At 37.8% G+C, this 14,644-nt stretch carries 17 protein-coding genes; 8 read left to right on the forward strand and 9 right to left on the reverse strand.

What is annotated here, in order from left to right; all coding sequences use genetic code 11:
* Positions 1-84: 84 nt before the first annotated feature.
* The 6 genes from trmB to BUB25_RS14930 all read left to right on the forward strand — a co-directional run bounded on the left by trmB (position 85) and on the right by BUB25_RS14930 (position 4,023).
* Positions 85-762: a tRNA (guanosine(46)-N7)-methyltransferase TrmB gene (gene trmB / locus BUB25_RS14905; RefSeq protein ID WP_072945729.1), complete on the forward strand. Its 678-nt coding sequence runs from the start codon at positions 85-87 to the stop codon at positions 760-762.
* Between the two features lie 49 nt (positions 763-811).
* Positions 812-1,447: a LysE family transporter gene (locus BUB25_RS14910; RefSeq protein ID WP_072945731.1), complete on the forward strand. Its 636-nt coding sequence runs from the start codon at positions 812-814 to the stop codon at positions 1,445-1,447.
* A 47-nt stretch (positions 1,448-1,494) separates the two neighbouring features.
* The gene (locus BUB25_RS14915) at positions 1,495-1,824 is read left to right on the forward strand and encodes an MGMT family protein (protein WP_072945732.1); all 330 of its coding nucleotides are present in this window, start codon (positions 1,495-1,497) and stop codon (positions 1,822-1,824) included.
* A gap of 226 nt (positions 1,825-2,050) precedes the next feature.
* The gene (locus tag BUB25_RS14920) at positions 2,051-3,187 is read left to right on the forward strand and encodes an Mrp/NBP35 family ATP-binding protein (protein ID WP_072945843.1); all 1,137 of its coding nucleotides are present in this window, start codon (positions 2,051-2,053) and stop codon (positions 3,185-3,187) included.
* Positions 3,188-3,265: 78 nt separating this feature from the next.
* The gene (locus tag BUB25_RS14925) at positions 3,266-3,505 is read left to right on the forward strand and encodes a NifU family protein (RefSeq protein WP_072945734.1); all 240 of its coding nucleotides are present in this window, start codon (positions 3,266-3,268) and stop codon (positions 3,503-3,505) included.
* Between the two features lie 200 nt (positions 3,506-3,705).
* Positions 3,706-4,023: a 2Fe-2S iron-sulfur cluster-binding family protein gene (locus BUB25_RS14930; protein ID WP_072945736.1), complete on the forward strand. Its 318-nt coding sequence runs from the start codon at positions 3,706-3,708 to the stop codon at positions 4,021-4,023.
* Positions 4,024-4,058: 35 nt separating this feature from the next.
* On the opposite strand, the gene BUB25_RS14935 is transcribed toward BUB25_RS14930, so the two are convergent.
* From BUB25_RS14935 to BUB25_RS14955, 5 genes are all read right to left on the reverse strand, one after another.
* Complete coding sequence (locus tag BUB25_RS14935; RefSeq protein ID WP_072945737.1) at positions 4,059-4,844, reverse strand: DUF3050 domain-containing protein; 786 nt, start codon at positions 4,842-4,844, stop codon at positions 4,059-4,061.
* A 91-nt stretch (positions 4,845-4,935) separates the two neighbouring features.
* A complete protein-coding gene (locus tag BUB25_RS14940) occupies positions 4,936-6,114 on the reverse strand; it encodes an acyl-CoA dehydrogenase family protein (protein ID WP_072945739.1) in 1,179 nt (392 codons plus the stop codon).
* A 189-nt stretch (positions 6,115-6,303) separates the two neighbouring features.
* Positions 6,304-7,017 carry a tRNA1(Val) (adenine(37)-N6)-methyltransferase gene (locus tag BUB25_RS14945; RefSeq protein WP_072945741.1) on the reverse strand — a complete coding sequence of 238 codons (714 nt, stop codon included), beginning with the start codon at positions 7,015-7,017 and terminating at the stop codon, positions 6,304-6,306.
* A gap of 59 nt (positions 7,018-7,076) precedes the next feature.
* Complete coding sequence (gene rimM / locus BUB25_RS14950; protein WP_072945743.1) at positions 7,077-7,601, reverse strand: ribosome maturation factor RimM; 525 nt, start codon at positions 7,599-7,601, stop codon at positions 7,077-7,079.
* Positions 7,602-7,615: 14 nt separating this feature from the next.
* The gene (locus BUB25_RS14955; protein WP_072945745.1) at positions 7,616-8,161 is read right to left on the reverse strand and encodes a 30S ribosomal protein S16; all 546 of its coding nucleotides are present in this window, start codon (positions 8,159-8,161) and stop codon (positions 7,616-7,618) included.
* A 196-nt stretch (positions 8,162-8,357) separates the two neighbouring features.
* Here BUB25_RS14955 and BUB25_RS14960 point away from each other — a divergent pair, with 196 nt between their 5' ends.
* Entirely contained in the window at positions 8,358-8,831 is a 474-nt protein-coding gene (locus BUB25_RS14960) for a DUF6252 domain-containing protein (RefSeq protein WP_072945746.1), read from the forward strand.
* Positions 8,832-8,976: 145 nt separating this feature from the next.
* Positions 8,977-9,330, forward strand: a complete 354-nt coding sequence (locus tag BUB25_RS14965; RefSeq protein ID WP_072945748.1) for an RNA recognition motif domain-containing protein — start codon at positions 8,977-8,979, stop codon at positions 9,328-9,330.
* Positions 9,331-9,446: 116 nt separating this feature from the next.
* Here BUB25_RS14965 and leuB read toward each other — a convergent pair whose 3' ends face one another.
* The 4 genes from leuB to leuC all read right to left on the reverse strand — a co-directional run bounded on the left by leuB (position 9,447) and on the right by leuC (position 14,335).
* On the reverse strand, positions 9,447-10,508 hold the full coding sequence (gene leuB / locus BUB25_RS14970; protein ID WP_072945750.1) for a 3-isopropylmalate dehydrogenase: 1,062 nt from the start codon (positions 10,506-10,508) through the stop codon (positions 9,447-9,449).
* A gap of 73 nt (positions 10,509-10,581) precedes the next feature.
* Entirely contained in the window at positions 10,582-12,102 is a 1,521-nt protein-coding gene (locus tag BUB25_RS14975; protein ID WP_072945751.1) for an alpha-isopropylmalate synthase regulatory domain-containing protein, read from the reverse strand.
* Positions 12,103-12,233: 131 nt separating this feature from the next.
* Complete coding sequence (gene leuD / locus BUB25_RS14980) at positions 12,234-12,830, reverse strand: 3-isopropylmalate dehydratase small subunit (protein WP_072945753.1); 597 nt, start codon at positions 12,828-12,830, stop codon at positions 12,234-12,236.
* A 110-nt stretch (positions 12,831-12,940) separates the two neighbouring features.
* A complete protein-coding gene (gene leuC / locus BUB25_RS14985) occupies positions 12,941-14,335 on the reverse strand; it encodes a 3-isopropylmalate dehydratase large subunit (RefSeq protein ID WP_072945755.1) in 1,395 nt (464 codons plus the stop codon).
* Between the last annotated feature and the right edge of the window lie 309 nt (positions 14,336-14,644).

A 14,644-nucleotide genomic window follows, 5' to 3' on the forward strand; every position in this document is an offset into this window, starting at 1 on the left:
CCATGGAGGATTTGAATTAATTTTCGTCGCCAGACGATTCGGTCTTATATATTTCCTTAATTTTGCCAAAATATCTGTAAAAGCGTGGGAAGTAAAAATAAATTAAAAAGATTCAAGGAAAACGAAACATTCAATAACGTTTTTCAACCGACAAGAGAAGAAGTAGTAGGTGATTTGTTTCCTTTAAGAGGGAAATGGAACTCGGATTTCTTTAAAAACGACAATCCATTGGTCTTGGAATTAGGCTGTGGAAAAGGGGAATATTCGGTAGGTTTGGCCGAAAGATATCCCAATAAAAATTTTGTTGGAATTGACATTAAAGGGGCTCGTTTTTGGCGTGGTGCCAAGACTGCAGTCGAAACCGGTTTGCACAATGTGGCTTTTATTCGAACTCAAATCGAGTTAATCAATCATATTTTTGCCGAAAATGAAGTAGATGAAATCTGGATTACTTTTCCGGATCCTCAAATTAAATACAAAAGAACAAAACACAGAATGACCAATTCGGAGTTTCTGCAATTGTACAAAAAAATACTTAAAAAAGAAGGCGTAGTAAACCTGAAAACAGATAGTGAATTCATGCACGGTTACACCCTTGGATTGCTTCACGGTGAAGGACATGAGGTGCTTTATGCTAATCACAATGTCTATGTAAGCGAAGGTAGCCCAGAAGAAGTAACGGCTTTTCAGACTTTCTATGAAAAACAATATTTGGAAATTAACAAAGCAATTACGTATATTCGATTTAAAATTAAAGAATAATAGTACAGCAATGTCTGGATTGTTCTTTTGAATGCTTTAATCTTAGTAAATGAATTTCATGACCACCTTGTTATTAGGATTCCTAACGGCTGTTATAGGGATTATACCTCCGGGTTTGATTAATATGACGGCTGCCAAAGTGAATTTGAAAGAGGGTTTAAGAAATTCATTATGGTTTACTCTGGGAGCGGTAATTGTCATTTTTTTTCAGGCTTATCTGGCCATAATATTTGCTCGTGTAATCAATATTCGTCCGGATATTGTCAACTTATTGCGGGAGGTTGGTTTTGGAATATTTGGAGCTTTGACGGTTTATTTTTTGTGGATAGCCAAAAAGCCCAAAATCAAGAAGGCCAAAATCAAACAGAGCAGTAAAAAGAAGCGTTTTTTTCTGGGAATGTTGCTTTCGGCGCTCAATTTTTTTCCTATTCCCTATTATGTTTTTGTAAGTATTACTTTGTCTAGTTATAGACTTTTTTCATTCGATACTCCTTCGGTTTTTACTTTTGTCAGTGGGGTGGTGCTGGGATCTTCACTCGTTTTTTATTTCTATATTACTTTCTTTAAAAAAATAGAAAGCAAAGCAGATTATTTATTGCGCAACATGAATAAAATCATTGGTTGTATAACGGGATTGATATCCCTAATTACATTATTCAATATCATTAAGTTTTATCTAGATTAATCCGCGGTTCTATTGTCTCGGATTGATCTCTTTGTAATATTTAAACCATGTCAGAGGATAATTTTTTCGAAAGAGTTTATGTCATTGCCAGAAAAATTCCTTACGGAAGGGTCACTTCTTATGGGGCAATTGCCAAAGCATTGGGAGCAGCGCGTTCGGCACGAATGGTGGGCTGGGCGATGAATGCTTCGCATGATATGGAGGATGTTCCTGCGCACCGTGTCGTGAACAGAAAAGGATTACTGACCGGAAAATTCCATTTTGACGGAACCAATCTGATGCAACAATTGTTAGAAAGTGAAGGGATTGAAGTCATCGATAATCAGATTGTGGATTTTGAAAAACATTTTTGGCAGCCTGAGGTTAGGGAATGCTAGGGTTTTTTTGATGAATGTTTGTAAAAACGGGAGTCTGATTTTGAATTCGGGGCACTTTTGGAATTACTATAACTCATTTCTATTTTGAGCTGTTGAAAGGCTTAATAAATCCAATCTAATTTCTTTATAATAAGAACTTTTCATAGTATATTTGCAATCTAAAATCAGTTTAAATAAAGATAGCAATAGTACGACTAGAGGCTATCAAAAAAAACATACACTTATAATGAAATTAGATAGAAAAGATATCCTTAAAGCTTTGGAAACAATTACTATAGCGGGAGAAGGAAAAAACATGGTAGAGAGTGGAGCAGTTACAAATGTAATTACTTTTGGCGATGAAGTAGTCGTAGATTTAGTGCTACACACGCCTGCGATGCATATCAAGAAAAGGGCAGAAGACGATATTAAAAAAACTATTCACGACTTAGTTTCTGCTGATGCGAAAGTGAAAATAAATAGTAAGGTAGAAGCAGCTGTGGCTGAAAATCCAAATCAAATTAAAGGAAAAGCAATTCCGGGAATAAAAAACATTATCGCTGTTGCTTCCGGTAAGGGAGGAGTAGGTAAATCTACAGTTACGGCTAATCTGGCGGTAAGTTTGGCTAAAATGGGTTTTAGTGTAGGTGTTCTTGATGCCGATATTTACGGTCCATCTATGCCTATTATGTTTGATGTAGAGAATGAAAAACCAATTTCGGTTACTGTTGATGGGAAATCCAAAATGAAGCCGGTGGAAAGTTACGAAGTGAAAATGCTTTCGATAGGTTTTTTTACTTCGCCAAGTCAGGCAGTAATTTGGAGAGGTCCGATGGCTTCTAAAGCGTTGAATCAAATGATTTTTGATGCTGATTGGGGAGAATTAGACTTCATGTTAATCGATTTGCCTCCAGGGACAGGAGACATTCATTTGTCGATTATGCAATCATTACCAGTTACGGGTGCTGTTGTGGTAAGTACACCTCAAGCGGTGGCCTTGGCAGATGCTAAAAAAGGAGTTTCTATGTTTCTTTCGGAAGCAATAAATGTTCCTGTTTTGGGAATCATTGAAAACATGGCTTATTTCACGCCTGAAGAATTGCCTAACAATAAATACTACATCTTTGGTCAAGAAGGAGCTAAGAATCTGGCAGAAGATTTAGAGGTACCATTCCTTGGTGAAGTGCCAATCGTACAATCTATCCGTGAAGCGGGAGATTACGGACGTCCGGCTGCTATGCAAACAGGTTCTGTGACCGAAAGTGTTTTTGAAGAAATAACACGTAAGGTAGTAGCAGAAACGGTAAGAAGAAATGAGAGTCTTCCTGCTACCGAAGCCATCAAGATAACGACTATGGCAGGTTGTTCAGCAGTAAAAAAATAGACTTCTTAGGTTATTGGATTATTAGATGAATAATTAAGTCTGATAATCCAACAATCTAATAATCCAATAATTTAAAATATGACAACAGAAGAATTAACAAGCGAAGTTCAAAAAGCACTCGAGGAAATTAGACCTTTTTTAGTTTCTGACGGAGGTGATATTACGCTTATTTCCATCGAAGACGACAAGCATGTGAAAGTGCGACTTGAAGGCGCCTGCACGAGTTGTAGTGTAAACCAGATGACTCTTAGGGCTGGAGTGGAAACTACAATCAAAAAGTTTGCGCCACAAATTGAAACTGTTGTAAATGTCTTGTAGATTAGACTTAGAAAGCTAGTTTGTGTCGATGATAAGAAAATTAGATGCTTTCTGAATCGTATTTTCGAAGAAATCTTTAGTATTGAAAAGGTGGATTTAAAGTGGAGTGGTTTGTTTCCATTGGATTTTAATAATCTTTGAGATCGCAACATCTGGTTTTTAATTCCAAAAATTTAATTCAAAACCCATAACGAATAGCAATGGATGTATTAATAAAAATAAAAGATAGAGAAGGAGTTGTTCATGAATTACAGGCTCCAACAGATATGGCCATGAATATCATGGAATTGTGTAAGGCTTATGAGCTTCCTGTTGAAGGGACTTGTGGCGGTATGGCTATGTGTGCTTCTTGTCAGTGTTATGTGTTGAATGATGTTGCATTGCCGGAAATGGGTGATGATGAAGAAGCAATGCTTTCAGAGGCTTTTTACGTGAAATCAAACAGTCGTTTGGGATGCCAAATTCCAATTACTGAAAATCTGGAAGGTTTAGAATTAGAGCTGGCTCCGGAAAGTTAAAATAAAAAAGTCCCAATGTTTAGTTGGGACTTTTTTTATGTTGTGGTCAAATGATTTTCCATGATATGTTCTTCAATGGCATCCCAAAGGCCGATGCGTTTTTCTAAAGCCAACACAGATATTTCTTCTGCTTCTCGCCATTTTCGGGCGTCGTTTTCACACAGTTCATTGATCATGTGCATTGCCATAGGGCCATGTTCATCGGCATCCAATTCGATATGTCTTTCGAAATAGTAAATGAGTTTGCTTAAATCCGTGTCTGGGAAATTAGCTTGAAAGTTTTTTAAGATTTCGGTAAACATACTCGGGATCAAATCTTCTCTTCCAAAGGTAAAAGCAGCTGCTATTTCGTGGGGTTTGCCCTGTTCAATAACACTGAAAGTAAAGTCTAAAAAAGCTTTGATTTTAGGATGCAGACTACTTGTTCTTATGGCTACAAAGATGTTTTGTAACGAATGGACTTCGGATAAAAAACGTTCAATTTCTGAGGTATCGGCTCCGCAATCTTTCATCGCTTCAATGTACATTTCGTAATGGCTTTGGCGGCGACCGTCAAGCGTTAGGTCCGATTCTTCGGCCAGTACGATTTCATTTATCAGATAGCGAGTTTGGGGATTACTGGTGGCAAACCAAGGTGTGGTAGTACAGGTTAGTTTGGTTTGTAAAGCTTTTAATAAAGACATAAAGTCCCAAACGGCAAACACATGGCTCTCCAGAAAACATTGCAAGTCTTCGATGGTCTTTACTTTTTTATAAAGAGGGTGAAGCAGCAACGCTTTTTTTTGTGGTGCGATAGTGTTGTTTATATGCTGAATATTCATAGCAATCTTTTTTGGAGTAAATATAAAAAAGCTTCCTGTCTCCAAGAAGCTTTCAGGGTCAATTTTATAAATACTTTAATAGTTGTTTATTTTATTTAAATGCTGGGATCCCGGTAATATCCATTCCTGTAATCAACAAATGAATATCATGAGTGCCTTCGTAGGTGATTACGGATTCTAGGTTCATCATGTGGCGCATAATAGCATATTCTCCTGTAATACCCATTCCGCCTAAGATTTGTCTTGCTTCTCGGGCTATATGAATGGCCATGTCGACATTATTTCTTTTGGCCATAGATATCTGAGCCGTTGTTGCTCTGCCTTCATTTCTCAAAACGCCTAAACGCCAAGTCAGCAATTGTGCTTTGGTGATTTCGGTAATCATTTCGGCTAGTTTTTTTTGTTGCAATTGCGTTCCGGCGATAGGTTTGTCAAACTGGATTCTTTCTTTGGCATAACGAAGCGCCGTGTCATAACAATCCATGGCGGCACCAATTGCGCCCCAGGCAATGCCATAACGGGCAGAGTCTAAACATCCAAGTGGCGCTCCAAGTCCGGATTTGTTAGGTAGCAAATTGGCTTTAGGTACTTTTACATTGTCAAAAATCAATTCCCCGGTTGCTGAGGCGCGAAGCGACCATTTGTTGTGTGTTTCCGGAGTGCTGAAACCTTCCATTCCTCTTTCTACGATAAGGCCGTGAATTCTTCCTTCCTCGTTTTTTGCCCAAACAATCGCAATGTCTGCAAAGGGAGCATTCGAAATCCACATTTTGGCACCATTTAATAAATAATGGTCACCCATGTCTTTAAAGTTGGTAATCATGCTTCCGGGATCAGAACCGTGGTCGGGTTCTGTCAAGCCAAAACAACCGATGAATTCTCCGGTGGCCAGTTTGGGTAAATATTTCATTCTTTGCTCTTCGTTTCCGTATTTCCAAATAGGATACATAACCAAAGAAGATTGTACTGATGAGGTAGAGCGAACACCGGAATCACCACGCTCAATTTCCTGCATGATTAAACCGTACGAAATTTGATCCAGTCCTGCGCCACCATATTCAACCGGAATATAAGGTCCAAAACCACCAATTTCTCCCAAACCTTTTATGATTTGTTTTGGGAATTCGGCTTTTTGGGCGTATTCTTCTATGATTGGAGAGACTTCACGTTTCACCCAGGCACGGGCTGAATCGCGTACTAATTTATGTTCTTCAGTTAGTAAATCATCAAGGTTATAATAATCGGGAGCTTGAAATAGGTCTGGTTTCATGGTTCGTTCGTTTTTAGAAAACAAATTTACATAAAGAAATATAACAAAACCAGATTAAAATGTTGTAAATTCAAGTATATTTGATTGAAAAGGTGTGGGTTTTGTAATTTGTGGACTTGAAGAATGGTTGGAGTAATCTCTTGTTTTGAAAAATAGAATTTATGAAAACAATTAGTTTGTATTTAAATTTTACATCTTCAAATAAAAATCCTTCGTCAAGGCAATATATTCTGGAGTATAAATATGTCTGGCAGTTTCTATAATTAATTCGTCAATAGGGCAATTAGCAGTTTCTGTTCTTGAAAAAGCCAATAGACTGCGTTTGATTTCAGTAGTTGGAGCGCCTTTTACGCGGGTGATTTTTAAAGGATATAATTCATATTCTTTGGCTAGAGCCAAGAATTTTTCTTCTTCTTTGTGAGGGATGATTACAGAGAAGATTCCGTTTTCTGACAATAATAAGTCAGCCGCTTCAATCAAATCTTCAAAAGGCATCGCTTCTTGAAAACGGGCTAAATCCCTTTGATCGCAAGCTGTTTTATAGTCTTCGGAGTAAAACGGAGGATTGGAAATGATTAAATCATATTCGTCTTCGGGTTCTTCGATAAATTCGTCCAAGCCAGCATGAAAACAAAATAAGCGGTCATTCCAAGGGGAGTTTTCGAAATTATCAGTTGCCTGTTCGTAGGCTTCGTCGTCAATCTCAAGAGCATCAATTTGTTCTGCCTGACTTCTTTGTGAAAGCATTAAGGCAATGATTCCTGTTCCTGTTCCAATGTCTAAAATACGGAATGGATTGTTGTCTAGTGGGGTCCAAGCGCCTAATAAAACACCATCGGTTCCAATTTTCATGGCACAACGGTCTTGTTCAAGAGAGAATTGTTTGAATTGGAATTTGGACATGAAAATTTCAGATTGTAGATTAACGATTTTTGACAGATAACCAAATAAACGATTAAACTTTAAAGATACATCTCGATCAATCCCTCAGGTAGATCCATGATGACTTTTTTGTTTTCGCGATCAATCTTTACCAGAAAATGGTCAATCATCGGAATGAGAATTTCTACGCTGCCGTTGAGAACTTCAAAAAGAGGCTGGGCTGTAGTGTCGTTTATGGATTGAATTTCTCCAACTATGCCAAGGCGTTTGTCTTCGACTTTAAAACCAATTACTTCGTGAAAATAAAATTTGTTACCGCTAAGTTTGGGCAACATTTTAAGAGGTAGATAAAGGTCGTTGCCTAATAGAGCATCGGCTTCCTCTTCGGTATTTACATCTTCAAAACGAATTCTAAGGAAATCGTTTTTGTGCAATGAGCTGTTTTCAATAAAAAAAGGAACCAAGTGTTTGTTGCATTCAACAAACACTGATTCCAAGTTTTGGTATAACTCAGGTTCGTCCGTGTCTAAATAAGCCAGAACTTCTCCTTTGAAACTAAATTTTTTGGCGATTTTACCCAAATAGAAACAATCTTCTTTACGCATCTTCGCCTACTAAATTATGCTTCAGTTGTTTCGTTATTTTCTTCTGCAGTAGGAGCTTCTTCAGCTTCTACTTCAGCAACTGGTGTTGCAGCAGCGATAGCGTCAGCTTCTGCTTGAGCAGCTGCAGCTAAACGTTTAGCGTTAACTTCTTGTTCTGCTTTGAAAGCTTTAGCTTTAGCATCAGCTTGCGCTTTTGTTAAACCGTCTTTTTTAGCATCAACTTTTCCAGCTTTTGCTTCTAACCAAGCAGCTAATTTAGCATCAGCTTGTTCTTGAGTTAAAGCTCCTTTACGAATACCTCCATCAAGGTGGTGTTTCAATAAAGCTCCTTTGTAAGAAAGAATTGCTTTAGCAGTATCAGTTGGTTGAGCACCATTGTGCAACCATTTTACTGCGCTATCAAGGTTTAAGTCGATAGTTGCTGGGTTTGTGTTTGGATTGTAAGTACCGATTTTCTCTAAGTATTTACCATCTCTTTTTGAGCGTGCATCTGCAGCTACAACCCAGTAAAAAGGTTTTCCTTTTTTACCGTGTCTTTGTAATCTAATTTTTACTGACATAATCTTATGATTAAATTTTGAGGTACTCGACCTCGATTAATTAAGGGTGCAAAGATATAGTATTTATTTTAATATACCAATAGCGCTTATTGTAATGAGTAATAAAGTTTTAGGAAGTTTTTGCTTGGTTTTTTTTATCGTAAATTCTTTTTTTTGAACGCAAAAGCATACTTTTGTTGTTGTAAAAGAGATCTTTATGAAAAAATATTTGATGTTTTTAGGTCTGTTGTCTTTTATGGTTTCCTGCCAGGAAGATGTGAAATTTAATAATCCCGCTTTTCAAGGGGTGAAAGACAATGTTCTTTGGAGAGCTATCGATTCAAAAGCGACTTTAGAAGCCAATGGAGGTTTGACTATCGAGGCTTATTCCAGAAATGAAGTGATTACTTTGAAAACTACTTCTGCTTTGCCTCAAACTTATTTTTTAGGCAATAGTACTTCGAAGAGGGCGACGTATATTTTGACAGAAGCCGATGGTACCATTATTTTTTCTACGGGAATTGGTTTTGGTGATGGTCAAATTGTAATAACAGAATATGATGAGTTGAGGAAGACTGTTTCGGGGACTTTTAAATTTAATGCCGTGAATAGTAGCAATAATCCATTAGCGGGAGAGCTTTTGAATTTTCAGCAAGGGATTTTTTATAAAGTACCATTAGTTCAACAGTAATGATTAATAGTAATTCTATTTGCAATCGATTGATTTTACTTGGATTCTATGTTTTCTAATCAAAATAAAAACATAAATAAGCTAATAGATAGTGAATTAGAATAAAAATAGTCTACATTTGTTGCATTATTATAAATAAGTACATATGAATATTTTTGTTGGAAGCCTTCCATTCAGTATTGAGGAAGCAGATTTAAGAGAGTCTTTCGAGGCTTACGGAGCAGTTGATTCAGTTAAAATTATCACAGATAAATTTACAGGAAGAAGTAAAGGATTTGGTTTTGTTGAGATGCCAAATGATGACGATGCTCAAAAAGCAATTGACGAATTGAACGGAGCTACTGTTCAAGGACGTGCAATTGTAGTAAACAAATCTGAGCCTAAACCAGAAGGTGAAAGAAGAAGTTTTAACAACAACCGTGGAGGTGATTCTCGCGGAGGTTACGGAAACAACCGTGGTGGAGATAACCGTGGTGGTGGAGACAGAGGAAGATATTAATATTTTTTTCAATCATATATTAAAAAGGTGTCAATGTAAATTGACACCTTTTTTGTTTGTATATTATTTTGTATTAAGTAGAGATGCACTGCCGTACATCTCTACAAAGTGCATCTTTACAAATTAGCAACTAGCCAATCTCCAACATCACTTGTTGAATACGCTTTGGCTCCTTTTGCGGCTAAATCTTCAGTAACGATTCCTTGTTCCAGTGATTTGTTGACTACCGCTCTAATGGCTTCGGCTTCTTCTTTTAATCCAAAGGCGTCCTCAAACATCATCGCTGCTGACAATACGGTTGCCAAAGGGTTTGCGATATTTAATCCGGTTGCTTGTGGGTAAGAACCGTGAATAGGTTCGTATAATGAAGTGTGTTCTCCTACAGATGCAGAAGGCATCAATCCCATAGAACCTGAAATTACAGAAGCTTCATCTGTTAGAATATCTCCAAATAAATTTTCGGTGATTAATACATCATACGAATTGGGCCATTGCACTAAACGCATAGCAACAGCATCAACAAATTCGTAAGAAACGGTCACTTCTGGATACTCTTTTTCCATGGCTTGAACGGTTTCTCTCCACAAACGGGAAGTTTCCAAAACGTTGGCTTTGTCCACACAACATAATTTTTTAGAGCGTGTCATTGCTAATTCGAAGCCTTTTTTAGCCAAACGCTGTACTTCGGCTCTGGTGTAAACACAGTTGTCATAGGCCGTTTCTCCGTTGTCTCTTCTTCCTTTTTCTCCAAAATAAATTCCTCCGGTTAATTCTCTTAAGAAAACCAAATCAGTTCCTTCGATGCGCTCTCTTTTTAAAGGAGAATTATCAATCAAAGACGGAAAGGTAAAAGTTGGTCGTACATTGGCAAACAAACCTAGTTTTTTACGCATCAATAATAAACCTTGTTCCGGTCTTACTGGGGCACTTGGATCGTTATCATACTTTGGGTGACCAATGGCTCCAAATAGAACCGCATCGGCTGCCATGCAGATTTCGTGTGTTTCATCAGGATAAGGAACGCCTACAGCGTCAATGGCGCAAGCTCCTGTAAGAGCTGGAGTCCAGGTAATTTCATGATTGAATTTTTTGGCAATAGCATCTGAAACTTTTACAGCTTCATTAATTACTTCAGGTCCAATTCCGTCTCCGGCTAAAAGGGCAATAGTATATTTCATTATTATGGTGTTGTTTTAATTTTTTTTAAAGGATAAAAGGCAAAGATTAGAACTTTATATCTCTTTTTCTTTTCTAATTAGCTACGTTCAGCATTTTTTGTGTGGCTATGATTGCTGCAACCGTTTGGTCAGAATCGAGACCTCTGGTTTTGAATTCTTTTCCGTTGTTTGTCCAGGTAATTATGGTTTCGCATAAGGCGTCTGAGCTACTTCCGGGAGGAATTCTTACGGCATAGTCTATTAGCTGTGGCAATTTCAGTTCTTTGGTTTTGTATATTTTAGCCAAGGCATTCATAAAAGCGTCAAACTGGCCATCGCCCTGGGCATGTTCTTCAATGATTTCTCCTTCAATTTTCAGGCAAAGTGTCGTTGAAGGGCGCATTCCTTTGGCGTGCGATAAGATATACGATTCTACTATAATTCTTTCCTGATAGCTTTGGCTATCCAAAACATCAGAAATAATATAAGGTAAATCTTCTTTAGTAACAGTTTCTTTTTTGTCTCCCAATTCGATGATACGTTGGGTGACTAATTTTAGATCTTCAGGATTTAATTTTAAACCTAGCTCCTGAAGGTTTTTTTCGATATTGGCTTTTCCTGAAGTTTTTCCTAAGGCATATTTTCTTTTTCTGCCAAAACGTTCCGGTAATAGGTCGTTAAAATAGAGGTTGTTTTTGTTGTCTCCGTCGGCATGAATTCCTGCAGTTTGAGTAAAAACATTATCACCCACAATAGGTTTGTTGGCAGGAATTCTATAACCTGTAAATGTTTCTACCAATTTACTTACACTGTACAAAGAAGATTCTTTAACACTGATTGCAATCTCAGGCATGAAATCATTGATTACCGCAACGGTGCTTTCAAGCGGAGCGTTCCCAGCACGTTCTCCCATGCCGTTTACGGTTACATGAAGTCCCTGTATCCCTGCTTTTACGGCTTCCATTACATTGGCGATACTTAAATCGTAGTCATTATGTGCGTGAAAATCAAAATGGGTATTTGGGTATCTCGTTACAATTTTAGAGATAAATTCGAAAGTTTCAGAGGGTATTAAAACGCCTAAGGTATCTGGGAGTAAAACTCTTTTGATAGGTTGTTTGGTCAAAAAATCTAAATATTGAAATACATATTCAGGAGAATTGCGCATGCCGTTACTCCAATCTTCTAAATAGACATTGGTAGCGATATTGTTTTCATTTGCCAACGCAATGGCTTGCTCAATTTCAGCAAAATGTTCTTCGGGTGTTTTCTTTAATTGATGGGTCAAGTGATTCAAAGAACCTTTAGTTAATAAGTTTTGAACCTTGGCTCCGGCTTTTTTCATCCAATCTATCGAAAGTCCGCCGTCAACAAAGGTTAGCACCTCAATTTTATTACTATATCCTTTTTCTTCGGCCCAAGCCATTATTCCTTTTACTCCTTGGAATTCACCTTCGCTCACTCTTGCAGAGGCAATTTCGATTCGGTCAATATTTAATTCTTCCAGTAATAATTGTGCAATGGTTAGCTTCTCTGCAGCAGAAAAGGATACTCCTGAGGTTTGTTCGCCATCACGGAGTGTGGTGTCCATTATTTCAATTTTTCTTTTTTCCATCTTAATACTAATACGATTTTTATTTTAATGATATTCTGCAGTCGAATGTCTTTGTTTTGGATAATAGTAAAAACAGTTACTTAGCTCACCAATAATGCTGAGACTAGAGTAACTGCGTTTATTGGTTGCTTTTAATAAGGAAGTTTATCGGCAAAGCCAATAATTTCTTCTTTGATGTTTTGTAAATAATCGATATCATCAAAACCATTCAACATATTGTTCTTTTTGTAGCCATTGATGGCAAAAGATTCCTGTTGTCCTGTTGTTAATAGGGTAATGGTTTGTGCTTCTAGGTTGATTTCCAATTCTGTTTTTGGGTCGGCTTCAATAGCTTTGAAGATTGTTTCTGCAAATTCAGGGCTTACTTGCACTGGTAAAACCCCGATGTTCAGACAGTTTCCTTTGAAAATATCAGCAAAGAAACTTGAAACTACTGCACGAAATCCGTAATCGTAAACAGCCCAAGCAGCGTGCTCTCTTGAAGAACCCGAACCGAAGTTTTTTCCGCCTACTAATATTTTTCCGCTATAAGTAGTGTCATTCAAAACGAAATCTGTTTTTGGAGTATTGTCTCCATTGTACCTCCAATCTCTGAAAAGATTGTCTCCAAAACCTTCCCGTTTGGTCGCTTTCAAGAAACGTGCTGGGATGATTTGATCGGTATCCACATTTTCTATTGGTAGTGGCACTGCACTACTTCTAAGGATGTTAAATTTATCGTATGCCATTTTTTTAGGTTTCAGGTTTCAGGTTTCAGGTTTCAGTTTTCTTGTGTAGAAAACAGAATCTTAAAAACTAAAACGGTTTGTTAATTTTTGATATTGTTATAGCGATTGAATTACATCAACTCTCTTGGGTCTGTCAAAACTCCTGTAACTGCTGCTGCTGCTGCCATAATTGGGCTGGCCAATAAGGTTCTGGAACCAGGACCCTGGCGACCTTCAAAGTTTCTGTTTGAGGTGCTTACGGCATATTTTCCGGCAGGAACTTTATCGTCGTTCATAGCCAAACAAGCTGAACATCCCGGCTGGCGCAATACAAAACCGGCTTCAGTAAGAATATCCAATAATCCTTCTTCCTTGATTTGAGCTTCCACAACATGAGAGCCCGGAACGAGCCAAGCGGTAACATTAGCTGCTTTTTTGCGTCCTTTTACAATTTCGGTAAAAGCTCTGAAATCTTCAATTCGGCCATTGGTACAGCTTCCCAAGAAAACAAAATCGATAGGTTTGCCAATCATTACATCGTCTTCCTCAAAGCCCATATAGGCTAATGATTTTTTATAGGTTTCCTCGCCGCCTTCTACTTGGTTGGCGCTTGGAATATTTTTTGAGATACCAATTCCCATTCCCGGATTGGTTCCATAAGTAATCATCGGTTCAATGTCTTCGGCATTGATGTTTAATTCGGCATCAAAAACGGCATCAGCATCTGTTTTTAAAGTTTTCCAGTAAGCCACCGCTTTATCCCAAGCTTCGCCTTTTGGAGCGTATAATCTTCCTTCCAGGAAATCGAATGTTTTTTGATCCGGAGCGATCATTCCGCCACGAGCACCCATTTCGATACTTAGGTTACAAACAGTCATACGGCCTTCCATAGACATGTCTTCGAAAACATTTCCGGCATATTCCACAAAATATCCCGTACCTCCGGAAGTTGTTAGTTGAGCGATAATATAAAGGGCTACGTCTTTTGGACCAACACCTTTGCTTAATTTACCATTTACGTTAATACGCATTTTCTTTGGCTTCGGCTGCATGATACATTGTGTAGACAATACCATCTCTACCTCCGAAGTACCAATTCCGAAAGCAATAGCTCCAAAAGCACCGTGGGTAGAAGTGTGAGAATCCCCGCAAACAATTGTTGCGCCCGGTAATGTAATTCCGTTTTCAGGACCTACCACGTGTACGATTCCGTTTTTTTGATGACCTAATCCCCAGTGAGAAATGCCGTATTCGGCTGCGTTGTCTTCCAATGCTTTCAGCTGATTGGCAGACAGTGCGTCTTCAACAGGCAGGTGTTGGTTTATAGTTGGTGTGTTGTGATCGGCAGTGGCAAAAGTGCGTTCCGGATATAAAACGGAAACACCTCTTGATTTTAAGCCTAAAAAAGCTACAGGACTAGTAACTTCATGGATGAAATGACGGTCAATAAAAAAAACGTCCGGTCCATCTTCAATTTTACGCACCACGTGCGAATCCCATACTTTGTCGAATAATGTAGTACTCATTTTTAACTATTTTTTTAGTGTATTTCTTCTTTGTTCAGCCCAATTATTTGGATAAAGCTGTGGCAATGGGAGCAAATTTATTAAAAGAGTCAATAAAGTAAATTTCGATTATTCATTATATACGATACCCAACACTGTTTTTACAACTGTCTAGTGCTTAATTTTGTTTGTGAATAATTTTATAAAGCAGTTTGGTTTTGGTTTTAATTCTCTGTTGTTTTTTGTTTAAAGTTGAAGGAATGCTTTTTTAAAAAAATATTCATATGCTTTAAAATCATTTTAAATTGAAGGTTATTTCAAGAATAATTT

The sequence above is a fragment of the Flavobacterium granuli genome (genome assembly GCF_900129705.1).
In the GTDB taxonomy this organism is placed as follows: domain Bacteria; phylum Bacteroidota; class Bacteroidia; order Flavobacteriales; family Flavobacteriaceae; genus Flavobacterium; species Flavobacterium granuli.